Origin of the sequence: Agrococcus jejuensis (assembly GCF_900099705.1) — a bacterium.
Taxonomy (GTDB): domain Bacteria; phylum Actinomycetota; class Actinomycetes; order Actinomycetales; family Microbacteriaceae; genus Agrococcus; species Agrococcus jejuensis.
Window position 1 is genome coordinate 1,263,162 of the sequence record NZ_LT629695.1, and the last position, 25,479, is coordinate 1,288,640.

Genomic DNA, 25,479 nt, shown 5'->3' on the forward strand with positions numbered 1-25,479 from the left:
CGAAATCCTCAACTCTCAGGGGACGCGGTGCAGCCAGGTGTCCGTCGAGAACTTGGATGCGACGAGCTCGTCGGCCGCCGCGAGCTCGGCCGCCGACAGCTCGCCGTCCGCCGCCTTCGTGAGCCTGCGGAACGTCGCCTTCAGCGCCTCCTGCACGGCCTCGCGCGTCATGCCCGTCTGCGACCGCAGCGGGTCGACGCGCTTCTTGGCGCTCGTCGTGCCCTTGTCCGACAGCTTCTCGCGGCCGATGCGCAGCACCTGCACCATCTTGTCCGCATCCATGTCGTACGACATCGTCGCGTGGTGCAGCACGCCACCCGAGCCGAGGCGCTTCTGCGCGGCGCCGCCGATCTTGCCCTGCGGCGAGGTGATGTCGTTGAGCGGCGCGTACGACGCGTCGATGCCGAGTCCCTGCAGCGCCTCGATGACCCACGCGTCGAGGAACGCGTACGAGTCGGGGAAGCTCATGCCCTGCACGAGGTCGGCGGGCACGTACATCGAGTACGTGATGGCGTTGCCCGGCTCCGAGAACATCGCGCCACCGCCCGAGATGCGGCGGATGATGGGGATGCCGAAGCGCTCGGCGTTCTCGGGGTCGACCTCGTTGCGGTACGACTGGAACGAGCCGATGTAGACGGCCGGGCCCGACAGGTTCCAGAAGCGCAGCGTGGGGCCGCGACGACCCTGACCGACCTCGTTCGCGAGCACCTCGTCGAGCGCGACGTGCTGGATGGGCAGCCGCGGCTCGTCGTCGATGAGCTGCCACTCGTAGTCGGCGAACGACGTCGCCTTCGCGAGCGCCCGGCGCACGGCGACGCCGACGGACTCGGGCGTGAGGCCCATCATGGTCACGCCCTCGGGCAGCGCCTCGCGGATCGCGGTGCCGATGTCGGCGGCCGTCGCCGTCGCGGGCAGGCCCAGCACGGCGGCGTCGATCTGCTCGAGCGCCTCGTCGGGCTCGAGGAAGAAGTCGCCCGAGAGGCGGAACTCGGTGATGCGCTCGGCATCCGTCTCGACGTCGACGACGACGAGCTTGCCGCCGGGGACCTTGTACTCGCCGTGCATGCTGGTGCCTCCTCAGCGTGGGACCGCATCCCAGCCTAGGCGGCGCGCGCGCCGACGGGCCGTCGCCGATCGGCGCTCGTCAGCGACCCGGGGGCTCCGCGTCGTCGGAGTCGTGCGGCGACGGGTCGACGAGGTCGCGGATGGGGTCGGTCGCGTACACGGGAGCGTCGCCCGGGTGCAGGTCGCGGTGCGGCGGCTGCTCCTCGCGCCAGTGCACCTCCGACGAGCGGAACGCGAGCCCCAGCATGACGACGCCGATGAGCAGGCCGACGACGAGCGCGAACGGTCGGATGCCGTCGGGCAGGATCGGCACGAGCAGCGCCGCGACCGCGACGAGCGCGCACACGGCGACGCCCGCGACGATGCCGCGCACGAGGGTGCGGGTCGTGGGCCTGCGGCCGCGCGCGAGCACGAGCGTCGCGCCGCCGAGCAGACCGCCGAGCGCGCCGAGCATCGCGGCGACGAGCACGACGAGCACGACGAGCGACGCGGAGTCGGGCACGACGTCGGATGCGCTGCCGCTCGATGCGAGCACGACGGGCAGCACGACGGCGATGCCGCCGATGGCGCCGCCGAGCACGTTCCATCCCAGCAGGGCCGGCGCCGCGATGCGCCACGACCGTGGGTGCTGGACCTCGTCCATGCACCCCATGGTGCTCCTGTCGCGGGCGGATGCGCTGCACATCCGCTCCGCGCGTGCCGCGCGAGGCAGCGGGCGTCGGGGGGGGGGGGGGGCTACGGCGTCGGCGCGGAGCGACGCCCGATGCGGCCGCGCTCGACCGCGAGGTGGTCGTCGAGCCACGACGTGACGTCGTCGAGCACCTTCGACTTCGTGATCTCGTTGAAGATCTCGTGCCGCGCGCCCGGATAGACGCGCAGCGTGACGTCGGTGAGGCCCGACCGCTCCTCGTACGCGCGCACGAGCCTGCGGGCCGACGCCTCGCCGCCGAGGGTGTCGTCGGAGCCGACCGCGACGAGCAGCGGGATGTCGATGCCGAGCGAACGCGCGGGCACGCCCAGCAGGCGTGCGGCCTCGATGGGGCCGAACAGGCGCACGACGTCGGCGGGGAACGTGAGCGGGTCGGCGACGAACGCCTCCTGCACGGCAGGGTCGCGCGAGAGCCACTCGAAGCCGGTGTCGCCGAGGTGCTTGTGGCGCACGTTCAGGTCGCCCGCCGTCATCCATCCGGGCATGCGGTACGCGGTGCCCGACAGCACGGCGGCGTCGATGAGCGCCGCGTGGCGGTTGAGGAATCGCTGCATCGTGAGCGAGCCCCACGAGTGGCCGATGACCGCGAGCGGCAGCTGCGGGTGCTCGCCGCGCAGGCGCTTCACGAGCGAGACGACGTCGCCGACGACGGCCATGCCGCCGCCGGGCCCGAGCCTCCCGAGCCCGTTCGCGTCGCCGCCGGCCTGCTCGAGGCCCGTGGCGCCGTGGCCGCGCTGGTCGAGCGCCGCGACGCCGTAGCCGGCGTTCACGAGGTGCTGCGCGACGTGCTCGTAGCGCAGCGCGTGCTCGCCCACGCCGTGCACGATGAGCACGATCCCCTTGGGCTTGCCAGGCATCCACGTGTACCAGTGGATGGTGACGCCCTGCAGGTCCACGAACGTGTGGTCCTGCCGGATCACGGCGAACTTGGGCACTGCTGACCTCCGGATGCTCCGGCGTGCAGCGTACTCCTCGCGCGTGACCCGAATCCATCCGGCGCCTGTGCGGCGCCCATGCGCGCGTGCCCCGATGCGTGGCTCCCATGGGCCACGTCCGACCGATGAGGGGCCACTTCCTGCCGAAGAGGGGTCACTTCCGAACAGGAGGGGTCACGTCCTGCCACGACACGCCGCTCGCTTCGGCAGCACGTGACCCCTCATCGCACGAGAGTGGCCACTCCCCGACAGGAAGTGGCCACTCCAGCGCAGGCGAGGACGCGGATCAGGCGGGCGTGAGCTCGCGATCCTCGTCGCGCTCGCGACGATCGTCGTCGTCGGATGCGGATGCCGCAGCCAGGTCGATGAGGTCGAGCGGCATCGACGACAGGTCGATGTTCGGGTCGGTGTCCTGGCGCTCGACGACCGCAGCCGCCTCGGCCTTCGTCTCGACCGTCGGCACCGAGCCGACGAGCGGACGGTTCGACGACTCCCGCATCGACAGCAGCGCGACGCCACCGGCGGCGGCGAAGAACATGATGTAGAACGCCGGCATGAACGTGTTGCCCGTGAGCTCGATGAGCGCCTGCGAGAACAGCGGCGTCGTGCCGCCGAAGAGCGACACCGAGATGTTGAACGCGATCGCCATCGCGCCGAAGCGCGTCGCGGTCGGGAACATCGCGGGCAGCGCCGACGCCGACACGGCGATGAACAGCGCGGCCGGCACGGCGACGATGCACAGCGCGATCATCACGGCCCAGATCTCGCCGATCTGCATGATCGCGAACGCGGGCACCATGACGGCGAGGGTCGAGATGACGGCGACGAGGTAGATGGGCTTGCGGCCCACGCGGTCCGAGATGCGGCCGATGACGGGCAGCAGCGCCGAGAGCGCGAGCAGCACGGGCACCGTCGCGATCGCCGCGAGCAGGTTCGAGACGCCGACCTCGGTCTCGAGGTACGTCGGCATGTAGCTCGTCAGCGCGTAGCCGACCGTGTTGGTGGCCGCGGCGAGCGCGACGACGACGAGCATCGCCTTCCAGTGGTGGCGGATGGTGCCGAGGATGCCGTGGCGGGCAAGCGGGTCGTTCGGGCGCTCGGCGCCCTCGGCGTGCACGGCCTCGAACGCGGGCGTCTCGGGGATGCGCAGGCGGAACCAGATGGCGACGGCGCCGAGCGGGATCGCGAGCAGGAACGGGATGCGCCAGCCGAAGTCGACCATGGCGCCCGGGCCCACGAGCCACTCGGTGATGACGGTGGTGACGGCGACGACCGAGGCGCCGGCGGCGAAGCCGACGTACGAGCCGACGTCGAGCCACGAGGCCCAGAAGCCGCGCGACTTGTCGGGCGAGAACTCGGTGACGTAGGTGGAGGCGCCGGCGTACTCGCCGCCGGTCGAGAAGCCCTGCACCATCTTCAGCAGGTACAGCGGCACGATCGCCCACAGGCCGATCTGCGACGACGTCGGCAGCAGGCCGATGAGCGCCGTGGCGCCCGCCATCATCGCCATCGTGATGAACAGCACCTTCTGACGACCGATCCTGTCGCCGAGCGGGCCGAGCACGAGGCCGCCGAACGGGCGCACGAGGAAGGAGATCGCGAAGCCGAGCAGCGTGACGAGCAGGCCCCAGGGCTCGGGGAGGTCGGCGGTGAAGACGACGGCGAGCGTGACGGCGAGGTAGCCGTAGATGCCGAAGTCGAACCACTCCATGAAGTTGCCGACGACCGTGCCCGAGATCGCGGTCTTGACCTTCTTCCTCGGCACGACGATCACGTCGTCGACCTCGAGGCGACGCCCTCCTGGTCCGACCCCCGCCTGCGGTGCATCGGGGGTCGAGGGATGGTGCGCGTCGCCGTGGGGCATGGCTCTCCTGGAAGGCAAGGGATGGGCGTGAAGCCCCGGACGAACACGAGACGTTACCGAGGCCCGGGAGGTCCTACCAATCGGTCATGCGGATTGCCGCATGCATCCCGGGCGTGTCGCGACTCGCCGACATCCCAGTCAGCACAAGGGCAGTCGAGGGCTCGATCGCGCCGCGACACGCCCGGGCCGACATGCAGGTCGTTCGCGACGCCTCCGTGGCGCGGTTCGCGGCATGCGCGCGCGAGCGACCGACCTCCGTCCGCGACCTCAGCGGATGACGCGCGCGAGCACCGCCGGGTCGGTGCGGTGGCGGGCGCCGAAGCCCTCGTCGGGCGCGACGAGCGAGCGCCCCGACAGGTGCACGTCGGCGATGCCGGTGCGGGCGACGAGGTCGTCGACGAACTCGGGCCGGATGCCGCCGCCCGCCATGACCGTGAGCCGGCCGTCGGCCGCCGCGACCGCGCGCGCGATGCGCTCGACGCCGTCGTGCGCCGACGCTGCTCCGCCGGAGGTGAGGATGCGGTCGACGCCCACCTCGACGAGGTCGGCGACGGCATCCTCGACGTCGGTGCGCACGTCGAAGCCGCGGTGCGCCGTGAGCTGCGCGTCGCCGGCGAGGTCGCGCAGCCGCGCCATCGCCGCGAGGTCGAACCGGCCGCCGGCGAGCAGCGGCCCCACGACGATGCCCGCAGCGCCGGCGGCGAGCACGAGCTCGGCGTCGCGCAGCGTGACGTCGAGCTCGGCGGCGTCGACGACGAAGTCCCCCGGCCGCGAGCGCAGCAGCACGTGCACGCCCATGCCCTCGGCCGCCGCGACGGCGTGCTCCACGAGGGCGAGCGACGGCGTCAGACCGCCGACCTCGAGCGCGACGCACAGCTCGACGCGATGCGCACCCGCCTCGCGGGCGACGCGCACCCCATCCACGTCGGACACGGCGACCTCGACCCGCAGCATGCCTCCACCCTGCCAGCGGCGACGCAGGCGGCGCACGTACCGTGAGCGAGCGCCGCCCGGCGCGTCGACGAAGGAGCACGCATGGCCCTCGACCCGCAGCAGCAGATCGTGACGATCACCGCGCCGACCGCGAACGACGGCGTGCGTGCGCTGCTCGGTCACCTGGATCGAGGCCCTGGCGCATCCATCGTGAGCCTGTCGTTCGACACGGCCACGTACCGCAACTCGGGCACGACGGTCGTCACGTCGAGCGGGGTGGTGCTCGTCGCCGTCGTCGCGCACACGGCCCCGGTGCCGCCCGGCACCGTGCCGCCGCACATCCAGATCGACGTGTGAACAGCCCGGCCGCTGACCCTCAGCCGCGCGCCGTCACCACCGGCATCTGCGACGTGTCGATGAGCGGGTCGGCGTCCTGCCGCTCGACGACCGCCTCCGCCTCCTCGCGCGTCTCGACCGCGGGCACCGAGCCGATGAGCGGCCGGTTCGCCGACTCGCGCATCGTGAGCATCGCGACGCCGCCGAGCGCGGCGAAGAACATGATGTAGAACGCCGGCATGAACGTGTTGCCCGTCAGCTCGATGAGGCCCTGCGAGAACAGCGGCGTCGTGCCGCCGAAGAGCGATACCGCCACGTTGTACGCGATGCCCATCGCACCGAAGCGCGTCGCGGTCGGGAACAGCGCAGGCAGCGCGGATGCCGAGATCGCCACGTAGAACGCGACGGGGATCGCGACCATCGCGAGCGCGATGAACACCGCCCACTCCTCGCCGATCTGCATGATCGCGAACGCCGGCACCATCAGCACGATCGTCGACACGACGGCGATGCCGTACACGGGCTTGCGGCCGATGCGATCGGACAGCCGCCCGATGAGCGGCAGGCACGCCGACATGAGCACGAGCACCGGCACGGTCGCGACGGCGGCCATGAGGTTCGACACGCCGACCTCGGTCTCGAGGTACGTCGGCATGTAGCTCGTGAGCGCGTAGCCGGCGGAGTTCGTCGCCGCGACGAGCGCGATGGCGATGAGGATCGCACGCCAGTGGTGGCGCAGGATGCCGCCGATGCCGTGGCGGGCGAGCGGGTCGTTCGCGTCCTTCGACGTCGAGCCGGCCTGCTCGGCCACCTCGAACGACGGGGTCTCGGGGATGCGCAGGCGGAACCAGATCGCGACGGCGCCGAGCGGGATCGCGAGCAGGAACGGGATGCGCCAGCCGTACTCGGTCATGGCATCCGGACCCGAGATCGCCTGCGTCGCGAGCGTCGTCAGCGCGACGACCGACGCACCGGCCGCGAAGCCGACGTACGAGCCGACGTCGAGCCACGACGCCCAGAACCCGCGCTTGCGGTCGGGCGAGAACTCGGTGACGTACGTCGTGGCGCCCGCGTACTCGCCGCCCGTCGAGAATCCCTGGATCATCTTCAGCAGGTACAGGGGCACGATCGCCCACAGCCCGATCTGCGCCGACGTCGGCAGCAGGCCGATGAGCGCCGTCGCGCTCGCCATCATCGCCATCGTGAGGAACAGCACCTTCTGCCGACCGATGCGGTCGCCGAGCGGTCCGAGCACGAGCCCGCCGATCGGGCGCACCATGAACGAGATCGCGAAGCCCAGCAGCGTCACGAGGATGCCCCACGGGTCGGGCAGGTCGGCCGTGAACACCGCGGTGAGCGTGACCGTGAGGTAGCCGTAGATGCCGAAGTCGAACCACTCCATGAAGTTGCCGACGACGGTGCCCGAGATGGCGGTGCGCACCTTCTTGTTCTCGACGACGATGACGTCGTCGACCTCGAGGCGAGGGTGGGATGCGGTGCCGTCCGGCTCCGTCTGCTGCGTGGTCACGGGATGCTCCTTCCGCGGGCGGGGCGCGTCGCGGCCGGCTGCCGCGAACGCACGCACAGGGGTACGGGACAGGGACGGTACTCGCGTTCGGCCGCGCGCGCAGTCGCTTGCCAGGACGCGTCGCCCGTGCTTCGGGACCGCTCAGAGCAGGTCGGCGAACTCCGGAGGCAGCACGACGTTGGCGGGCGCACCGGCGAAGAGCGGGGCGACGTCGTGGGGCTGGTGGCCTGCGATGCCGGTGCCGATGGGCGTCACGAGGAACCGCAGCTCGGCGTGCTCGGCGGCGAATCGCAGGAAGGCGGCGACGCGCTCGGCCATGACGGCGGCGCCGCTCATGGTGTCGATCGCGTACGACTGGCCGTGCAGGCCGTCGCCCTCTCCCCACACCGCGCCGAAGCGCTCGTGCGCCGCCCTCGCGGCGCCGGCGGCGTGCACGCCGCGCGCGTTCGAGCCGAAGACGAACACCTCGTCGGGGCCGAGGTCGGTGATGGGCTGCACGACGGCGACGATGCCACCTCGCCTCGCTCGCGTCGAGGTGCGCGTCGAATCCGCACCGGACAGCGACCTCGCCTGCATCCTGCACCCGGGACCTCGCGCACGTGCGGATTCGCCACGCCGCCACGCCCGGGATGCACCCCCGGCCCCGTGCCCGGGAATGGATGCGCCGCATCCTGGTTCAATTCCTTCAGATTCGAAATACTTGGATCGAAGGACCCAGCAGGAGGCGGCCATGAGCAGCATGCAGTTCGGCATCTTCACGGTGAGCGACATCACCCGCGACCCCACGAACGGCACGACGCCGTCGGAGGCGAAGCGCATCCAGGACGTCGTGCGCATCGCGAAGAAGGCCGAGGAGGTGGGCCTCGACGTCTTCGCGCTCGGTGAGCACCACAACCCGCCGTTCTTCTCGTCGAGCCCCACGACGACGCTCGCGTACATCGCCGCGCAGACGACGACCCTGCAGCTCTCCACCGCCACGACGCTCATCACCACGAACGACCCGGTGAAGATCGCCGAGGACTACGCGATGCTGCAGCACCTCGCCGACGGCCGCGTCGACCTCACGCTCGGCCGCGGCAACACCGGCCCCGTCTACCCGTGGTTCGGCTACGACATCCGCGATGGCCTGTCGCTCGCGATCGAGCACTACGACCTGCTGCGCCGCCTGTGGCGCGAGACGAACGTGAACTGGACGGGCAAGCACCGCACGCCGCTCACGGGCTACACCTCGACGCCCGCGCCGCTCGACGGCGTCGCGCCGTTCGTGTGGCACGGCTCGATCCGCACGCCGCAGATCGCCGAGCAGGCCGCGTACTACGGCGACGGCTTCTTCCACAACAACATCTTCTGGAACAAGGAGCACACCCAGCAGATGGTCGAGCTGTACCGCCGGCGCTTCGAGCACCACGGCCACGGCGCGAAGGAGGAGGCGATCGTCGGTCTCGGCGGCCAGGTGTTCATGGCCGAGACGGAGGCCGAGGCCAAGCGCCGCTTCCGCCCGTACTTCGACGAGGCGCCCGTCTACGGTCACGGACCGAGCCTCGAGGACTTCACGGCGCAGACGCCCCTCACGGTCGGCACGCCCGAGCAGGTCATCGAGAAGACGCTGTCGTTCCGCGACTACGCGGGCGACTACCAGCGCCAGCTGTTCCTCATCGACCACGCGGGCCTGCCCGTCGAGGTCGTGCTCGACCAGCTCGAGATGCTCGGCCGCGAGGTCGTGCCGGTGCTGCGCGCCGAGTTCGACCGACTGCGCGCGCCGGGCGTGCCCGACGCGCCGACGCACGCATCCCTCGTCGCCGCGCGCGACGCGGCCGAGGCGGCGCCCGCAGCCGACGCCGTGGTGCGCGACGACGTCGACACCGCCGCCGCGATCGCCCCCGACCGCGCCTGACCGAAGGAGTTGAGGCTCTCGGCCTCTTGTGACGTCACAAGAGGCCGAGAACCTCGACAGGATTCCCGCGCAGCGTCGCGCAGACAGACCGCCGGGCCCGTCGACCCCACCAGGGCCAACGGGCACGGGCCCGGCAACCCAATCCCTGCAACCGCAGGACCATGCGGATGCGGCGCGGAAGATCCCGCGCCGCATCCCGGTTGGACATCCAGGAGGACCCGATGACCGACACCACCCCGACCCGCATCGCCATCGTGAGCGCGGGCCTCGGCGACCCCTCGACCACGTCGATGCTCGCGACCCGCCTCGGCGAGGCGACGCAGCGCGCGCTCGCCGACTCCGGCCGCACCGCGACCGTCGACCTCATCGAGCTGCGCCCGCTCGCGCACGACGTCGCGACGCACCTCGTGACGCGCGTCGCGCCGCCGGCGCTCGAGGACGCGCACCGCCGCGTCACGACCGCCGACGCGATCGTGGCCGTGACGCCGGTCTTCACGATGTCGTACTCGGGCCTGTTCAAGTCGTTCATCGACGGCATCGCCGAGCGCGAGCTCGCCGGCATCCCCACGCTGCTCGGCGCGACGGGCGGCACCGTGCGCCACTCGATGGTCGTCGACACCGCGCTGCGCCCGCTCTTCGCGTACCTCGGCGCCGTCGTCGCCCCCACGGGCGTCTTCGCCGCGACCGAGGACTGGGGCCAGGATGCCGCGCTGCAGTCGCGCATCGACCGCGCGGGCCGCGAGCTCGCTCGCCTCGTCACGCAGATGCCGCGTGCGGCGAAGGTCGACCCGTTCGACGCGGACAGCGACGACTTCGAGGACTTCGCGTCGCTGCTCGGCCGATGAGCCTCGACGTGGCGCCCGCCGAGACGCAGCCGATGGACAGCGGCGAGCCGTACGCTCGTCGCATGACCGCGGCGTCCGAGGCGTGGCGCACCTACTTCGAGGGCAGCGCCATGCTGGCCGCCGCCCTCGAACGGCGCCTCAAGGACGCGTGCGGCCTCGACCTCGCCGACTTCAACATCCTGCTGCTGCTGTCGGAGGCCGACGACGAGCGGATGCGCATGGGCACGCTCGCCCGCCAGCTCGCCTTCGCGCCCGGCCGCCTGACGTACCGGATGCAGCAGATGGAGGCGAAGGGCTGGGTGCAGCGCGAGGCGTCGGTCGCCGACCGCCGCGGCACGGATGCCGTGCTGACCGACGCCGGTCGCCGCACGCTGCGCAAGGCGCGGCCGCTGCACGCGCGGCACGTCGAGGAGCTCTTCCTCTCGCGCATCTCCGACGCCGACGCGGCGCAGCTCGAGGGCATCTTCGCCCCCGTGCGATCGACGCTGCTCGGCGAGTGCGAGACGGTGCAGATCGCCGACGACGAGGCCTGACGCCTCGGCGTCGCGGGCAGGCGCGCTGGCGCGTCGCAAGAACATTCGTTAGGCTAACGAATGGCATGCCTCGATCCCTCGTCCTCTCCAACGACCTCCGCATCGCCGTCGCGCGCCTCTCGCGCCGCCTCCGCCGCTCCGTCGCCGACGAGACGCTCGGCTTCCCGCACATGTCGGCGCTCGGCACGATGCAGAAGTGCGGCCCCATCACGCTGCAGGAGCTCTCGACGAAGGAGCGCGTGACGCCACCGAGCATGCTCCGCACGGTGCAGGGGCTCGTCGACCACGGCTACGTCGACCGCGTGCCGCACGAGACCGACGGCCGCAAGCAGCTGCTCGTCATCACCGACGACGGCCAGCAGATGATCGACGAGACGCGCCGCCGCCGCAACGCGTGGCTCGCCGCCCGCCTCGACGCCCTCACCGCCGACGAGCGCGCCACGCTGCAGCAGGCCGCCCAGATCATGGAGCGCATCGCCGAGGCCGACGCATGACGCGGCCCACGCACTCGAAGACCCCTCCCACCCGCCCGCTCCGCGACGACATCCGCAGCCGCCGCCCCGCCCCTTCGGAGGCCCGCGCATGATGTTCCGCTCGCTCAAGCTCTTCAACTACCGCACCTGGTTCGTCGGCGCCCTCATCTCGAACGTGGGCGCCTGGATGCAGGCGACCGCGATCTCGTGGATCACGCTCACCGAGCTCACCGACCAGGACGCGACGTCGGTCGGCGTCACGATGGCGCTGCAGTTCGGCCCGCAGCTGCTGCTCGTGCCGCTCTCGGGGCTCGTCGCCGACCGCTTCCCCAAGCGCAACGTGCTGTTCGTGACGCAGTCGATGCTGGGCATCCTGTCGCTCATGCTCGGCGTGCTCGCCGTCACGGGCGTGCTCGAGCTGTGGATGGTGTGGACGTTCGCGGCGCTGTTCGGCTCGACGCAGGCGTTCGACAACCCCGCGCGCCAGGCGTTCGTGTCGGAGATCGTCGGCCAGGACCACCTCTCGAACGCCGTCGCGCTGAACTCGGCGTCGTTCCACGGCGCGCGCCTCGCGGGCCCCGCCGTCGCCGGCCTGTCGATCGCGCTCATCGGCGCCGGCCCGGTCTTCCTGCTCAACGCGCTGACGTTCGTCGCGATGATCGTCGCCCTCGCGAGGCTGCGGCGCGACGAGCTGCAGCCCGCGCCGCGCGGCGCCCGCGGGTTCGGCGACATCGTGCAGGGCATGAAGTACGTCGGCAGGCGGCACGACATCGTCGTCGTGATGGTCATGGCGTTCACGCTCGGCACGTTCGGCCTGAACTTCCCCATCTTCATCTCCACCATGACCGTCGAGTTCGGCGCCGACGCCGACACGTTCGGCCTGCTGTCGTCATCGATGGCGATCGGCTCGGTCACGGGCGCGCTGCTCGCCGCCCGCTCCGAGCGACCACGGTGGACGCTCGTGATCGGCGGCCTCGGCGCCTTCGCCCTCGCATGCACCGTGCTCGCCTGGGTGCCGAACCTCTGGCTCTTCGCCGTCGGCCTCGCCCTCGCGGGCTTCACGGCGCAGCTGTTCATGACGAACGCCAACTCGACGGTGCAGCTGTCGACGGCCCCCGAGATGCGCGGCCGCGTCATGGCCCTCTACTCGGCGGTGTTCCTCGGCGGCACGCCCATCGGCGCCCCGATCGTCGGCTGGGTGGCGGATGCGTACGGCCCCCGCTGGGCGATCATGGTCGCCGTCGCCACCGCGCTCGTCGCGTTCGCGATCGGCGCCGCGTGGTGGTCGCGCCAGCGCCGCGCCGACCGCATGAGCCGCACGGGCACGCTCCGCCTCACGGAGCTCACCGAGGAGCTGCAGACGACGAAGTCGTAGGGCTCCGGACCGCCCTTCCCACCAGCTGGTCGAGGAGCGCGCGAGCCCTGGCGAGCCCGCGTCACGAGACCACGCGACCGCCGCTCCTGCCCAGCCACGCGCATGGTCGCGTCGAGCGAGCAGGTCGCGTGGTCTCGTGACGGCTCCTCGCCTGCGGCTCGGGGCCTCCTCGACCAGCTGGCCGCACCCGGTCACAGTCCTTCACATTCGAACGAATCGGGAATGCCCGCACGCACGCAGCGTTGGAGTCCTCGGGTCAACGTCGACCACTCCATCCGTCCACTCGAAGAAGGAGCCGACATGACCATCGTCGACCGCACCGCCCCCACCGACCACGCCATCCTCGACGTGCTGCAGGAGCGCTGGAGCCCCCGCGCCTACGAGCCCGTCGTCATCGACGAGGCCCTGCTCTCGAAGGCGCTCGAGGCCGCACGCTGGAGCCCCTCCGCGTACAACGCGCAGCCGTGGCGCTTCGTCGTCGCGCGCCGCGGCACCGAGGCGTTCGACCAGGTCGTCGCCGCACTCGCCGAGTTCAACCAGCTCTGGGCGCCCAACGCCTCCGTGCTCATCGTCGCGATCGCCGAGGTCGCCAACGAGGAGGGCCGCGCGAACCCGACCGCCGTCTACGACCTCGGCCAGGCCGTCGCGCACCTCACGATCCAGGCGCACGCCGACGGCCTCGTCGTGCACCAGATGTCGGGCTTCGACGCAGCAGCGGCGGCGCAGTCGTTCGGCCTCGAGGACCGCCTGCAGCCCGTGACGGTCGTCGCGCTCGGCTCGCTCGGCGACGCCGCCGCGCTCGACGCGATGCTGCGCGAGCGCGAGCACGCCCCGCGCGCCCGCAAGCCGCTGTCGGAGATCGTGCTCGGCTCCTGACCCCCGCATGACTGGGCACTTGATGTCGTGGATCGGGCCCGATCCACGACATCGAGTGCCCGTTCGCGTGCATCTACTGCCCGATCGCCGTCTGCGCACCCCATCGGTGCCGCAGAGGATGCGCCCGTAGCGTGGGCACCATGCCCTCCGACTACGTGGCCCCCGGCCAGGAGTACACGCGCGACACCGCGTACATCGAGTCGCGCATCACCGCCGACGGCGCCGACGGCTGGCGCGTCGAGCCCGACCGCTACCGGCTGATCGTCGCGCGCGCGTGCCCGTGGGCGAACCGCATGCTCATCGTGCGCCGCCTGCTCGGGCTCGAGGATGCGCTGTCGGTCGGCATGTGCGGGCCGACGCACGACGAGCGGTCGTGGACGTTCGACCTCGATCCCGGCGGCGTCGACCCCGTGCTCGGCATCGAGCGCATCCAGGATGCGTACTTCGCGCGCGTGCCCGACTACCCGAAGGGCATCACGGTGCCGGCGATCGTCGACATCCCCTCGGGTGCGGTCGTCACGAACGACTTCGCGCAGATGAGCCTCGACCTGTCGACCGAGTGGCGGCCGTTCCACCGCGAGGGCGCGCCCGACCTGCTGCCCGCGGCGCAGCGGGAGGAGATGGATGCGGTCATGCGCCGCGTCTACACCGAGGTGAACAACGGCGTGTACCGCTGCGGGTTCGCAGGATCGCAGGCGGCGTACGACGACGCGTACGACCGGCTGTGGACGGCGCTCGACTGGCTCGAGGAGCGCCTCGCGACCCGCCGGTTCCTCATGGGCGACGCCATCACCGAGGCCGACGTGCGCCTCTTCACGACGCTCGCGCGCTTCGATCCCGTCTACCACGGCCACTTCAAGGCGAATCGGCAGAGGCTCACCGAGATGCCGGCGTTGTGGGGCTACGCGCGCGACCTGTTCCAGACGCCCGGATTCGGCGACACGATCGACTTCGCGCAGATCAAGGAGCACTACTACGTCGTGCACGAGGACGTGAACCCGTCGGGCATCGTGCCGAAGGGTCCCGCGCTCGACGGCTGGCTCGAGCCGCACGACCGCGAGGCGCTGTCGACGGGCGGGTCGCCGTTCGGCGACGGCACGCCTCCCCCGCCGCCGCGCGACGCCGAGCTCGTGCCGCAGCACGCGACGCCGCTGCCCGGCGGGGTGGCTCCGGTTCGCTGAGCCCGGGCAGCGGCGACCAGGGGGCTCAGCCGCGTACGAGCGCGCGGGCCGCCGCGACGGTGTCGACCGCGGCGAGCAGGCGCGCGTCGCCGATCGGCGGGCCTCCGACCTCGTCGACGAGGCACACCGCGACGCTCGTCGCCCCGACGTCGGCGAGCGCGCGGATCTGCGCCGCGATCGTCTCGGCCGACGCGTCGACAGGCACCGACAGGAAGACGACCGCAGCGGGCACGCCATCGCGGCCGGCCGCATCCCACGCCTCGCGCACGGTCGCGATGCGCTCGCGCGCCGCATCGACGTCGGCGCCCTCGGTGAGGATCACGCCGTCGCCGAGCTCGCCCGCGAGCGCGAGCGTGCGCTCGCGGATCGCGCCGACGAGCAGCGGCGGGACGTCGGCGGGCGGCCAGCGCAGCTGCACGGCGTCGAGCTGCACGTAGCGGCCGTCGCGCGACACCTCCTCGCCCGCGAGCAGCGGCCGCAACGCGTCGACGTGCTCGCGCAGCAGCGTGAGCGGCGACTGCGCGCGCACGCCCGCCTGCCCCATCCAGTCGAGCACGCCGTGCCCGAAGCCCGGCAGCAACCGCCCGGGGAAGAGCCGCGCGAGCGTCGCGACCTCCATGGCCTCGAGCGCGACGGTGCGCAGCGGCACGGGCATGAGGCCGATGCCGACGCGGATGCGCGGGGTCCAGGCGAGCGCTGCCGCCGCGGCGGCCACGCCCGACTCGGCGAAGCAGTCCTCCCACACCCACAGCTCGTCGAGGCCCGCGGCATCGGCGGCGAGCGCCACGTCGCGGTAGGCCTCGGGCGGCTGATCGGGCGGGACGATGAGGGCGACGGCAACCATGGCTCGACGCTAGCGCCGACCACCGACGCGCACATGCCACACGGGCCCGCCGCGCTGCAAGGCCAGCGGGCGCCCAGCGCTGCCTGCCAGGATCGAGGGCATGGAGTCGCGGCTGGCCGAGCACGTGCTGCTCGAGGAGGCGCTGGGTCGCCCCGGGCGCCTCATCTCGCGCGACCCGTTCGGCGCGGGCGTCATCGCAGGCTTCGAGGTCGACGACGACGGCACGTCGCTCACGTACTTCGTCGACACGTCGGGCGAGTCGGTGCCCGAGGAGACGGGGCTCGTGCTGAAGCAGGGCGACGCGTTGCAGGCGCGCGTCTGGCTGCATCCCGCCGATCCGCGACTGCCGACCCTGCCGGTCGCCGCGTTCGGCGAGTCGGCCGCGCGACTGCTCGAGCGCTTCGGCATCGCCGGCACGTTCGAGTCCGAGATCGTCGCGTACCGGCCGGGCAAGCGCGCCGTGCTGCGGCTGCGCGGCGCCGAGTCGGAGCACTTCCTGAAGATCGTGCCGCCCGGCGTCACCGAGCACATCGCCGGCCTGCACTCGGCCCTCGCGAAGGCCGGCGTGCCCGTGCCGCGCATCCCCCGTTGGGCGCCGCAGGGCTGCATGCTCATCGAGCAGGCCAAGGGGCTCGCGGGGCCGAAGGCTGCGCTGACGCTCGCGCCGGATGCGCTGCTGCAGGCCGTCGACGTCGTGCGACTGGGGCTCGAGCGCGCCGAGATCACGGGTGCCGCCCGGCCGGCGCTCGCGTCGCGCATCGACTGGTACGCCGCGCGGCTCGCGCAGGCGTCGCCCGAGCGCGCGGGTCTCGCGATGGCGCTGCGCGACGCCGTGCACGCGCGCCGCCGCGACGTGACGCTGCCGGTCGTCGTGCACGGCGACCTGCACCTCGGCCAGCTGTTCTTCACCGACGACGTCGTGACGGGGCTCATCGATGTCGACACCGCCGGCGTGGGCGACCGCGACGAGGACTCCGCCGCGTTCATCGGCCACGCCCGCACGAGCGCGCTGCTCACCGCGGCCGCCGGCCGGTCGGAGGCGGCGCTCGCGCTGCACGTGCTCGCCGACGTCGCATCCGAGCGCTGGCTCGACGGCCCGCACTCGCGCTCGCTCACGGCCGCGCACCTCATGGCGCATGCCCTGTCGGCGGTCGAGCAGGGCGCCGTCGACCGCGCCGACCGGATGCTCGACGAGGCCGCGTCGCTCGTGAGCGTCGCGCCGAGGGCGGCGAGCGCGGGCTGAGCCGCGGTCGGCCGCGGCTGACTGGTCGAAGATGCACGCATGACTGGTCGCAATTGCACCGAAACAGCGACCAGTGCGGTGCAATCGTGACCAGTCATCGACCATCTGTGACCGCTCGGAGTGCAACTGCGACCAGTCGGTTCGCTGAATCGACTGGTCACTCGTGGCGTCGACCGGTCACTCGTTGCGATCGACTGGTCACGATTCGGGCCCACGAGCGACCGATCACCCCAACGAATGACCACTCATCCTCACGAGTGACCGGTCACCCCTACGAGTGACCAGTCACCCCCACGAGCGACCAATCACCGCAACGAGCGACCGGTCAGGGCTCGGGGAAGCGCACGATCTGGCGGATGGCCTCGCCGCGGTCGAGGCGGTCCATCGCCTCGGGGAGGTCGTCGAGGGCGACGTGGCCCGTGATGAGGCGGTCGATGCGCAGCGTGCCGTCGAGCACCATCGCGGCGGCGCGGGCGATGTCGGCGTCGGGGTCGCCCGAGCCCATGTACGAGCCGACGAGCGTGCGCGCCTCGGTCACGAGCGCCAGCGCATCGACCGCGACCTCCGTGCCGGGCCGCGGCAGGCCCACGGCGACCGTGCGGCCGCCGACGTCGGTCGCCGCGACGGCCGTCGACAGCGCCGCGGCGTTGCCGACGCACTCGACCACGAGGTCGAACCGCGCCCCGCGAGCCGCTGCCTCGTCGGGCGTCAGCGCATCCGTCGCGCCCATCCCCCTCGCCACGTCGAGTCGGGCGACGTTCGCGTCGATCGCCGTGATCGAGCCGGCGCCGAGCGCCTCGGCCATGAGCGCCGCCGCCATGCCCACGCCGCCGAGGCCCACGATCGCCACCGACTCCCCGCGCTCGAGTCGCCCGGCGTTCGCGACCGCCCCGCCGCCCGTGAGCACGGCGCAGCCGAGCAGCGCGCCCACGTCGGCGGGCACGGCATGCGGGATGCGCACGAGGCTGTGCTCGCTCGTCACGATGCGCTCGGCGAACGCCGAGACGCCGCTGTGGTGATCGATCGGCACCCCGTCGCGGCGGAAGCGGCGCTCGCCGCTCAGCAGCGCGCCCGCCGCGTTGGCGACGAGTCCGCGCTCGCACAGCCGCCACCGGCGGCCCGTGCAGGCCGAGCATGCGCCGCACCGCGGCATGAACGTGGCGGTGACGCGGTCGCCGACCGCCACTCGCCCGACCCCCGGCCCGACGGCCTCGACGATGCCGCATCCCTCGTGCCCCAGCACGAGCGGCACCGCCACGGCGCGCACGCCCGTGAGCCGCGAGAGGTCGGAGTGGCAGACGCCCGCCGCCTCCATGCGCACGAGCACCTCGCCGGGCCCCGGATCGGAGAGCTCGAGCTCGGCCACGACGACCGGCCGGCTCGTCGCGAACGGTCGCGGCGCATCCGCCCGCTCGAGCACTGCGGCGCGCACGCGCCTCACGCGGCAGCGCCTCCCTGCGCCGAGGACGCACGCGCCTCGACCTTCGCAGGCGCCGTCTCGGGCGCGAGCCACGCGGCGACGCCCGACACGAGCGCCGTCACGGCCACGAACGCACCGATCGCGACGGTGGTGCCGAACGTCGTGAGCAGCGCGATGCAGACGACGGGCACGAGGCCGCCGAGCGCGCTCGTGAGCTGGAACGCGAGCGACGAGCCCGTGTAGCGCAGCTGCTGCGGGAAGAGCTCGGGCAGGAACGCGCCCTGCACGCCGTACATGATCGCCCACGTGAGGATGCCGATCGAGACCGCCATGACGATGAGCGGCGCCGAGCCGGTGTCGAGCAGCGGGAAGAACGCGAAGCCCCAGATGGCCGTCGCGATCGCGCCCACCCAGTACAGCGGGCGGCGGCCGATGCGATCCGAGAGCCGACCCGTGCACAGGATGACGGGGATCGACAGCGCGCTGCCGACGACGAGGCCCGTGAGCACGATCGACGTATCGGCGCCGATGCGGCCGAGGTACGTCACCGAGATGATCGTGAAGACGTAGTAGCCCGAGAACACGACGGCCGTCGCCCCCATGCCCAGCAGCAGGCGGCGCCACTGGTGGCGGAACACGTCGGCGACCGGCACCTTCGCGACCTTGCCGGCCTCCTCGAGCTGCTTGAACACCGGCGTCTCCTCGAGACGCAGGCGGATGTAGATGCCGACGACGAGCAGCACGGCGGAGGCGATGAACGGCAGGCGCCAGCCCCACTCGAGGAACTGCTCGTCGGTCGTCGCGGTGACGGTGAGCAGCACGGCGCCGTTGGCGAGCAGCAGGCCGAACGGCGAGCCGAGCTGCACGAAGCTCGTGCCGCGGCCCGCGTTCCGCGGGTGGCCCGACTCCGAGATCATCAGCACGGCGCCGCCCCACTCGCCGCCGACGGCGAAGCCCTGCACGAGGCGCATGACCACGAGCAGGATGGGCGCGACCACGCCGACCTGTCCGAAGACGGGCAGGCAGCCGATGACGATGGTCGCGACGCCCATGATGACGAGCGTCGCCATGAGCGCGCGTCGGCGACCGATGCGGTCGCCGAGGTGACCGAAGACGGCGGCGCCGACGGGGCGGGCGAAGAAGCCGACCGCGAAGGTCGACAGCGACAGCAGCAGGCCGATGGCCGGGTCGCCGCCCTGTGGGAAGAACAGCACGGGGAAGACGAGCGCCGCGATGGTGCCGTAGACGAGGAAGTCGTAGAACTCGAGCGTGTTGCCGACGACGCTCGCCACCATGACGCCGCGTGGCGAGAGGCCTCTGCCCGATGGATTGTCGGACATCGTGCTGGGATCGATCGTCGCGCTCATGGCGTCCTCCGCGTCGTTGCGAATGCTCCGGGCCCGGACCAGCCGCGAGTCGAGCCACGCGAACTGTCCGATTGTCAGGCAATCATACGGATGCACTCCGCACCGAGCAACCGGCGGGGCACGAAGCCCTAGGCTTCGAGCGAGGAACGACGAGCCGAACGCCGACAGTTGCACTTTGTCGGACAATCAGGCATTGTGGCTCCGCACGCTCCTCGGGGAGCGCAGCAGTACAAGGAGGTACTCGTGAGCACGAGCACGACGACGGCCGCAGCGCCGTCCAAGGCGAAGGTGGCGGTCGCGGTCGCGGTCGGCAACTTCATGGAGTGGTTCGACTTCGCCGTCTACGGCTTCTTCGCCGTCATCATCGGTCAGCTGTTCTTCCCGCCGGACACCTCGGAGTTCGTCGCGATCCTGTCGTCGCTCGCGGTCTTCGCCGTCGGCTTCTTCATGCGACCGCTCGGCGGCTTCATCCTCGGCCCCATCGGCGACAAGTACGGCCGCCGCACGGCGCTCGCCGTCTCGATCCTCGCCATGGGCATCGCCACGACGATCATCGGCCTGCTGCCGGTCTACGCGACCGTCGGCATCCTCGCGCCGATCCTGCTCGTGCTGTGCCGCTGCATCCAGGGCCTCTCGGCCGGCGGCGAGTGGACCGGCTCGGCCGCGTACCTCATCGAGTCGACGCCCACGGCGCACCGCGGCAAGTTCGGCTCGGTCATCTCGGCCACCGCCGCCCTCGCGATCATCGTCGGCAGCCTCTTCGCGCTGCTGCTCAACTCGATCCTCAGCGCGGAGGACCTGCAGACGTGGGGCTGGCGCGTGCCGTTCCTCATGGCGGCCCCGCTCGCGCTCATCGGTCTCTACATCCGCATGCGCCTCGGCGAGACGCCCGTCTACAAGGCCGTCGAGGCCAAGGACGAGAAGGAGAAGGCGCCGGTGCTGCGCGCCTTCAAGGAGAACTGGCGCCCCATCCTGCTCACCGTCGCGATCGCGGCCGTGCAGGGCACGGGCTTCTACTACCTCGCGACGTTCATCGTGAACTACCTCATGACGGTCGTCGGCATCGAGCGCCCGCTCGCCCTCGCGATGAGCGCCACGGGCCTGTCGGTCTACATGGTGCTGTGCCCGATCGCGGGCGCGCTCTCCGACCGCTTCGGCCGCCGCCGCCTCAACATCATCGGCACCATCGGCTACGTGCTGCTGCCCATCCCGGTGTTCATGATCATGTCGGGCGCCGACGGCGCGTTCGCGCCCGTCGTGCTCGCGATGATCCTGCTCACGATGACGCAGGCCCTCGTGTCGGTCACGACCGTCGTGATGCTCGTCGAGCTCTTCCCCGCCTCGAACCGCTCGAGCGCCAGCGCGATCGGCTTCAACTTCGCGCTCGCGTTCATCGCCGGCCCGGCCTCGTACGTCGGCGTGTGGCTCGCGGGCACGACGGGCAACCCCGTCTCGCCCGCCTGGTACCTCGTGGTGCTCGCGCTCATCGCGCTGCCCTTCATCTGGAAGTGGCTGCCCGAGACCGCCGGTCGCGACATCACGGCCGACCACCAGGCGGAGCGCGGCGACGCCCTCGGCCTCGACCTCGGCCACCTCGAGGACCACGTGCCCGGCGCGACGTCGGCGCAGCCCACGGCCACGACCGAGCAGCGGTAGGAGCGCGACGGATGACGAACCCGGTGTCGACGAGCGGTGCGAACCGCGTCACGATCGTGCAGTACGGCACGCGTCAGGGCCACAAGTCGGAGGTGTACCTGAACTGGGGCATCTACGGCCGGCCCGACGAGCCGATCGGCATGGACTACTTCCTCTGGCTCATCGAGACGCCGAGCGGTCCGATCGTGGTCGACACCGGGTTCTCCGTCGAGGGCGGCGCGAACCGCTCGCGCACGTTCCTCGCGCAGCCCGTCGAGGCGCTCGCCGCCCTGGGCGTCGACGCCGCGACGGCGCCCGAGGTGCTCATCACCCACGCGCACTACGACCACATCGGCAACGTCGACGCGTTCGACGCCGCCCGCGTCACGATCTCGGCCGCCGAGCGCGACTTCTGGTCGAGCGGCATGCAGCACCGCGCGCAGTTCCACCACTCGGTCGAGGATGCGGAGCTCGAGACGCTGCGCCGCGTCGAGTCCGAGGGGCGTCTGCGCACCTTCGACGACGAGCTCGAGATCGCGCCCGGCGTGCGGATGGTGCGGGTCGGCGGGCACACCCCCGGCCAGTCCATCGTGCTCGTCGACACCGCCGACGGCGTCGTCGCGCTCGCGTCCGACGCCATCCACTACTACGAGGAGCACGACGACGACGTGCCGTTCGCGTTCGTCGCCGACCTCCCAGCGATGTACGCGGGCTTCGACCTGCTGCACGCCATGGTCGCCGACGGCCGCGTGCAGCACCTCGTGTCGGGGCACGACCCCTCGACGCTCGACCGCTTCGGCCGCATCGCCGACGGCCCGCTGCCCGGCCTCACGGCCCGCATCGGCTAAGCCGGCCATCCACCCCAGACTTCCCCACGCAGACAGGAGCGCGCACACCATGACCGCAACGCAGAGGTTCGAGGGGCTCGTCGCCGTCGTCACGGGCGCGGCAGGCGGCCTCGGCGCCGCATCCGCCCAGCGGCTCGCCGCCGAGGGCGCCCGCGTCGTCGCCGTCGACCGCGACGAGCGCATCGTCGAGGCGGCGAAGGCGCTGCCGGGCGAGGCGATCGGCGTCGTCGCCGACATCGCCGACGAGGCGTCGGTCGACGCGTACATGGCCGCGGGCATCGAGGCGTTCGGCCGCATCGACCGCTTCCACCTCAACGCCGGCATCTTCGGCTCGTTCGCGTCGATCCCCGACCTCGGCGTCGACGACTTCGAGCAGGTCATGCGCGTGAACGTCACGGGCCAGTTCCTGGGCCTGCGCGCCGCGTTCCGCCACTACCGCGACCAGGTCGCCGCGGGCTCGTTCGCAGGCGGCGCCGTCGCGGTCACCGCATCGATCGCGGGCCACCGCGGCTCGGCCGACCTGCTGCCGTACCAGACCTCGAAGCACGCCGTCGTGGGCCTCGTGCACGGCGCCGCCGTCTACGGCGGCCCGCTCGGCATCCGCGTGAACGGCGTCGCGCCCGGCATCGTGCCGACGCAGCTCTTCGCCGCCGCCGCGACGCAGACGGGCGGCGGCAACGACATGGTGCGCCGCGCCTCGACGACGCCGCTGCGCCGTGCGGGCGCCGCATCCGAGATCGCCGGCGTCGTCGCCTTCCTGCTCTCCGACGACAGCTCGTACACGACGGGCGAGATCGTGACCGCCGACGGCGGCGCATCCATCGTGAACACCGTGCGCCCCGCCGGCGGCGCCGGCGCATGGGACACCGCGCCCGTCGACGCCCCGCTCTTCGCGGAGTGGCCCGGCTTCGACCCGGAGGCCGCCCGATGAGCGGCACTGCGACGCTGCGGGTCGGCTTCGTCGGCCTCGGCAACATGGGCGGCCGCATGGCGCGCTGCATCACGGGCGCCGGGGATGCGCTGCTCGGGTTCGACCCGCGCGAGGCGGCGATCGGCGAGGCCGGCGCGACCGCCGCGGCCACCGCCGCCGACGTCGTGGCCGGCAGCGACGTCGTGCTGCTGTCGCTGCCCGACTCGAAGGTCGTCGAGGCCGTCGTCTACGGCGACCCCGCCTTCCTCGCCGCCGTGCGCGAGGGCCAGGTGATCGTCGACCTGTCGACCGCCGCCCCCGAGTCGACGCGGCGCATCGCCGCCGACCTCGCCGAGCGCGGCGCCGTCTACCTCGACGCCGGCATCTCGGGCGGCGCCGCCGCGGCGGAGGTCGGCACGCTCACGCTCATGGTCGGCGGCGACGCCGAGGCCCTCGAGCGCGTGCGCCCCGTGCTGGGCCGCTTCGCGAAGCAGGTCTTCCACTGCGGTGCCTCCGGCGCAGGCCACACCGTGAAGCTGCTCAACAACTTCCTCAACGCCATCGCCCTCTCGGCCACGGCCGAGGTCATGGTCGCCGCGAAGAAGGCCGACCTCGACCTCGCGACCGTGCTCGACGTGCTCAACGCCTCCTCGGGCGTGAACTTCGCGACCATCAACCGGTTCCCACGCATCATCCAGGGCGACTACCTCGAGGGCGGCCTCACGAACACGCTCATGCTCAAGGACGTGTCGCTGTACCTCGAGCTGCTCGGCACCCTCGGCGTGCCGAGCCTCAACGCCGCCGGACCCGTCGCATCCTTCGGGCTCGCGCGCCAGCTCGGCTACGCCGACCGCATCTCGAACACCGTCGTCGACGCGCTCGGCGACATCGCAGGCGGCGTGCGCCTGCACGCACCCGACGAGGAGGCCCAGGCATGAGGATCAAGCATCCCCGCGAGTTCGACGGCACCGCAGGCAAGCCCGGCTCGCAGTTCACCGGCTCCGTCTACCCGTACGTGACGATGGCGCAGACCGACGGCGTGACGATCAACACCGTCGACTTCACGCCTGGCGCCCGCACCTACTGGCACCACCACGAGCAGGGCCAGATCCTGCAGGTGCTCGCCGGCCGCGGCCTCGTGTGCGCGAACGGCGAGGTGCACGTCATCCGCGCTGGCGACACCGTGTGGTGCCCGCCCGGCGAGCGCCACTGGCACGGCGCCGCCCCCGACTCGTTCATGGTCCACACCGCGATCTCCCTCGGGCAGACCGTGTGGGCCGACCCCGTCGGCGACGACGAGTACGCGCAGCAGCCGATCGATGGAGAGGAACCGACCGATGTTCGCTGAGGGAACGCACCTGGACACGTACGAGGAGGGCCTCGCCATCCGCAAGGAGGTGCTGGGCGCCGAGCACGTCGAGCGCTCGATGGCGAAGGTCAGCCCGTTCTCGCGGCCCATCCAGGACTACGTCACCGAGTTCTGCTGGGGCGGCATCTGGTCGCGCGACGGCCTCGACCGGTCGCAGCGCAGCCTCGTGAACCTCGGCATCCTCGTGACGCTCAACCGCAGCCACGAGCTCGCCGTGCACGTGCGCGGCGCCGTGCGCAACGGCGTCACGATGCAGCAGATCCAGGAGGTGCTGCTGCAGACCGCGATGTACGTCGGCGCTCCCGCGGCGCTCGAGGCGTTCCGCATCACCGAGCGCGTGCTGCGCGAGGAGCTCGGCGACGAGGCGGTCGACGCCTACGAGGCGCAGGCGGCGCAGGCATGAGCAACGTCGCGCTCATCGGCCTCGGCAACATGGGCACGCCCATGTCGCGGCGGCTCGTCGACGCCGGCAACCGCGTGCGCGGCTTCGACCTCGTGGAGGCGGCGCGCGAGCGGCTGCGCGACGGCGGCGGCGAGCCCGCCGCGACGGCGGCGGAGGCCGCGGCCGAGGCGACCGCCGTCATCCTCATGCTGCCGAGCTCGGCGATCGTCGAGTCGGTCGTCGACGAGCTGCTCGCCGCTGGCGCCATCGGTCCGCAGACGCTCGTCGTCGACATGTCGTCGTCGGAGCCCACCCGCACGCAGGCGCTCGCCGAGCGCCTCGCCGCCGAGGGCATCGCGTTCGCCGACGCTCCGGTCTCGGGCGGCGTGCGCGGCGCCGAGCGCGGCACGCTCACGATCATGCTCGGCGCTCGCGATGCGGATCGCGAGCGCGCGCACGCGCTGCTCGCCCCGCTCGGCCGCGTCGTCGACTGCGGCGACGTCGGCGCCGGCCACGCGCTCAAGGCCCTCAACAACCTCCTCTCCGCCACGCACCTGTGGGCGACGAGCGAGGCGATGCAGGCAGGCATGCGCTTCGGCCTCGACCCCGAGGTCATGCTCTCGGTGTTCAACGGGTCGAGCGGCAAGTCGGGCTCGACCGAGAACAAGTGGCCGAACTTCGTGCTGCCCGGCACGTTCGACTCCGGATTCGGGCTGCGTCTCATGCTCAAGGACATGCGCATCGCGACGGGTCTCGCCGAGCAGGTCGGCACCCCGTCGCGCCTCGGCGCCGACGCCGTCGACCTGTGGGCCGAGGCCGCCGAGGGCCTCGCGCCCGACGCCGACCACACGCGCGTCGCCGAGTGGATCGCCGCCCGCGAGGTGGCGCTCGCGGAGCCGCGCGATGAGTAGCAT

The 25,479-nt window shown here is 72.1% G+C and carries 26 protein-coding genes; 16 read left to right on the forward strand and 10 right to left on the reverse strand.

Annotation, left to right across the window (positions count from 1 at the left end; all coding sequences use genetic code 11):
* Positions 1-15: 15 nt before the first annotated feature.
* The 5 genes from BLQ67_RS05925 to BLQ67_RS05950 form a co-directional block, all read right to left on the reverse strand.
* Complete coding sequence (locus BLQ67_RS05925; protein ID WP_092503332.1) at positions 16-1,065, reverse strand: lipoate--protein ligase family protein; 1,050 nt, start codon at positions 1,063-1,065, stop codon at positions 16-18.
* 79 nt (positions 1,066-1,144) lie between these two features.
* On the reverse strand, positions 1,145-1,708 hold the full coding sequence (locus tag BLQ67_RS05930) for a hypothetical protein (protein WP_092503334.1): 564 nt from the start codon (positions 1,706-1,708) through the stop codon (positions 1,145-1,147).
* A gap of 92 nt (positions 1,709-1,800) precedes the next feature.
* On the reverse strand, positions 1,801-2,709 hold the full coding sequence (locus BLQ67_RS05935) for an alpha/beta fold hydrolase (RefSeq protein WP_231945181.1): 909 nt from the start codon (positions 2,707-2,709) through the stop codon (positions 1,801-1,803).
* A 286-nt stretch (positions 2,710-2,995) separates the two neighbouring features.
* Complete coding sequence (locus BLQ67_RS05940) at positions 2,996-4,573, reverse strand: MFS transporter (protein WP_092503336.1); 1,578 nt, start codon at positions 4,571-4,573, stop codon at positions 2,996-2,998.
* 267 nt (positions 4,574-4,840) lie between these two features.
* Complete coding sequence (locus BLQ67_RS05950) at positions 4,841-5,527, reverse strand: copper homeostasis protein CutC (RefSeq protein WP_092503340.1); 687 nt, start codon at positions 5,525-5,527, stop codon at positions 4,841-4,843.
* 81 nt (positions 5,528-5,608) lie between these two features.
* Here BLQ67_RS05950 and BLQ67_RS05955 point away from each other — a divergent pair, with 81 nt between their 5' ends.
* The gene (locus tag BLQ67_RS05955) at positions 5,609-5,863 is read left to right on the forward strand and encodes a hypothetical protein (RefSeq protein ID WP_092503342.1); all 255 of its coding nucleotides are present in this window, start codon (positions 5,609-5,611) and stop codon (positions 5,861-5,863) included.
* A 19-nt stretch (positions 5,864-5,882) separates the two neighbouring features.
* On the opposite strand, the gene BLQ67_RS05960 is transcribed toward BLQ67_RS05955, so the two are convergent.
* Together BLQ67_RS05960 and BLQ67_RS05965 are read right to left on the reverse strand one after the other, a co-directional pair.
* On the reverse strand, positions 5,883-7,370 hold the full coding sequence (locus BLQ67_RS05960) for an MFS transporter (protein ID WP_092506796.1): 1,488 nt from the start codon (positions 7,368-7,370) through the stop codon (positions 5,883-5,885).
* Positions 7,371-7,511: 141 nt separating this feature from the next.
* Positions 7,512-7,868: an A1S_2505 family phage non-structural protein gene (locus BLQ67_RS05965; protein WP_231945182.1), complete on the reverse strand. Its 357-nt coding sequence runs from the start codon at positions 7,866-7,868 to the stop codon at positions 7,512-7,514.
* A 241-nt stretch (positions 7,869-8,109) separates the two neighbouring features.
* On the opposite strand from BLQ67_RS05965, the gene BLQ67_RS05970 reads away from it, so the two are divergent.
* The 7 genes from BLQ67_RS05970 (at position 8,110) to BLQ67_RS06000 (ending at position 14,547) form a co-directional block, all read left to right on the forward strand.
* A complete protein-coding gene (locus BLQ67_RS05970; RefSeq protein WP_092506798.1) occupies positions 8,110-9,264 on the forward strand; it encodes an LLM class flavin-dependent oxidoreductase in 1,155 nt (384 codons plus the stop codon).
* Between the two features lie 221 nt (positions 9,265-9,485).
* The gene (locus tag BLQ67_RS05975) at positions 9,486-10,109 is read left to right on the forward strand and encodes a CE1759 family FMN reductase (protein ID WP_092503343.1); all 624 of its coding nucleotides are present in this window, start codon (positions 9,486-9,488) and stop codon (positions 10,107-10,109) included.
* 62 nt (positions 10,110-10,171) lie between these two features.
* Positions 10,172-10,642 carry a MarR family winged helix-turn-helix transcriptional regulator gene (locus BLQ67_RS05980; protein ID WP_231945183.1) on the forward strand — a complete coding sequence of 157 codons (471 nt, stop codon included), beginning with the start codon at positions 10,172-10,174 and terminating at the stop codon, positions 10,640-10,642.
* A 65-nt stretch (positions 10,643-10,707) separates the two neighbouring features.
* Positions 10,708-11,136: a MarR family winged helix-turn-helix transcriptional regulator gene (locus BLQ67_RS05985; protein ID WP_092503345.1), complete on the forward strand. Its 429-nt coding sequence runs from the start codon at positions 10,708-10,710 to the stop codon at positions 11,134-11,136.
* A gap of 88 nt (positions 11,137-11,224) precedes the next feature.
* The gene (locus tag BLQ67_RS05990) at positions 11,225-12,490 is read left to right on the forward strand and encodes an MFS transporter (protein ID WP_231945184.1); all 1,266 of its coding nucleotides are present in this window, start codon (positions 11,225-11,227) and stop codon (positions 12,488-12,490) included.
* 300 nt (positions 12,491-12,790) lie between these two features.
* Complete coding sequence (locus tag BLQ67_RS05995; protein ID WP_092503347.1) at positions 12,791-13,366, forward strand: nitroreductase family protein; 576 nt, start codon at positions 12,791-12,793, stop codon at positions 13,364-13,366.
* Between the two features lie 140 nt (positions 13,367-13,506).
* The gene (locus tag BLQ67_RS06000; RefSeq protein ID WP_092506801.1) at positions 13,507-14,547 is read left to right on the forward strand and encodes a glutathione S-transferase family protein; all 1,041 of its coding nucleotides are present in this window, start codon (positions 13,507-13,509) and stop codon (positions 14,545-14,547) included.
* 25 nt (positions 14,548-14,572) lie between these two features.
* On the opposite strand, the gene BLQ67_RS06005 is transcribed toward BLQ67_RS06000, so the two are convergent.
* Positions 14,573-15,391, reverse strand: coding sequence for an LLM class flavin-dependent oxidoreductase (locus BLQ67_RS06005; RefSeq protein WP_092503349.1), 819 nt, complete (start codon positions 15,389-15,391; stop codon positions 14,573-14,575).
* Positions 15,392-15,491: 100 nt separating this feature from the next.
* Here BLQ67_RS06005 and BLQ67_RS06010 point away from each other — a divergent pair, with 100 nt between their 5' ends.
* Positions 15,492-16,634 carry a phosphotransferase gene (locus tag BLQ67_RS06010; RefSeq protein ID WP_092503351.1) on the forward strand — a complete coding sequence of 381 codons (1,143 nt, stop codon included), beginning with the start codon at positions 15,492-15,494 and terminating at the stop codon, positions 16,632-16,634.
* Between the two features lie 325 nt (positions 16,635-16,959).
* Here BLQ67_RS06010 and BLQ67_RS06015 read toward each other — a convergent pair whose 3' ends face one another.
* Both BLQ67_RS06015 and BLQ67_RS06020 read right to left on the reverse strand, forming a co-directional pair.
* Complete coding sequence (locus BLQ67_RS06015; RefSeq protein ID WP_092503354.1) at positions 16,960-18,075, reverse strand: alcohol dehydrogenase catalytic domain-containing protein; 1,116 nt, start codon at positions 18,073-18,075, stop codon at positions 16,960-16,962.
* Positions 18,072-19,421, reverse strand: coding sequence for an MFS transporter (locus BLQ67_RS06020; RefSeq protein ID WP_092503356.1), 1,350 nt, complete (start codon positions 19,419-19,421; stop codon positions 18,072-18,074). The genes BLQ67_RS06015 and BLQ67_RS06020 overlap by 4 nt, the downstream gene beginning before the upstream one ends.
* 243 nt (positions 19,422-19,664) lie before the next feature.
* Here BLQ67_RS06020 and BLQ67_RS06025 point away from each other — a divergent pair, with 243 nt between their 5' ends.
* The 7 genes from BLQ67_RS06025 to BLQ67_RS06055 are packed head-to-tail and all read left to right on the forward strand — an operon-like array spanning position 19,665 to position 25,476.
* Positions 19,665-21,077: an MFS transporter gene (locus BLQ67_RS06025; protein ID WP_092503358.1), complete on the forward strand. Its 1,413-nt coding sequence runs from the start codon at positions 19,665-19,667 to the stop codon at positions 21,075-21,077.
* A gap of 11 nt (positions 21,078-21,088) precedes the next feature.
* On the forward strand, positions 21,089-21,904 hold the full coding sequence (locus BLQ67_RS06030) for an N-acyl homoserine lactonase family protein (protein ID WP_092503360.1): 816 nt from the start codon (positions 21,089-21,091) through the stop codon (positions 21,902-21,904).
* Positions 21,905-21,953: 49 nt separating this feature from the next.
* Positions 21,954-22,835, forward strand: coding sequence for an SDR family NAD(P)-dependent oxidoreductase (locus tag BLQ67_RS06035; RefSeq protein ID WP_092503362.1), 882 nt, complete (start codon positions 21,954-21,956; stop codon positions 22,833-22,835).
* Positions 22,832-23,752 carry an NAD(P)-dependent oxidoreductase gene (locus BLQ67_RS06040; RefSeq protein ID WP_092503364.1) on the forward strand — a complete coding sequence of 307 codons (921 nt, stop codon included), beginning with the start codon at positions 22,832-22,834 and terminating at the stop codon, positions 23,750-23,752. The genes BLQ67_RS06035 and BLQ67_RS06040 overlap by 4 nt, the downstream gene beginning before the upstream one ends.
* Complete coding sequence (locus tag BLQ67_RS06045) at positions 23,749-24,162, forward strand: cupin domain-containing protein (RefSeq protein ID WP_092503366.1); 414 nt, start codon at positions 23,749-23,751, stop codon at positions 24,160-24,162. Before BLQ67_RS06040 ends, BLQ67_RS06045 begins: the two co-directional genes overlap by 4 nt.
* On the forward strand, positions 24,152-24,586 hold the full coding sequence (locus tag BLQ67_RS06050) for a carboxymuconolactone decarboxylase family protein (RefSeq protein WP_092503368.1): 435 nt from the start codon (positions 24,152-24,154) through the stop codon (positions 24,584-24,586). Before BLQ67_RS06045 ends, BLQ67_RS06050 begins: the two co-directional genes overlap by 11 nt.
* A complete protein-coding gene (locus BLQ67_RS06055; protein ID WP_092503370.1) occupies positions 24,583-25,476 on the forward strand; it encodes an NAD(P)-dependent oxidoreductase in 894 nt (297 codons plus the stop codon). The genes BLQ67_RS06050 and BLQ67_RS06055 overlap by 4 nt, the downstream gene beginning before the upstream one ends.
* The last annotated feature ends 3 nt before the right edge of the window (positions 25,477-25,479 follow it).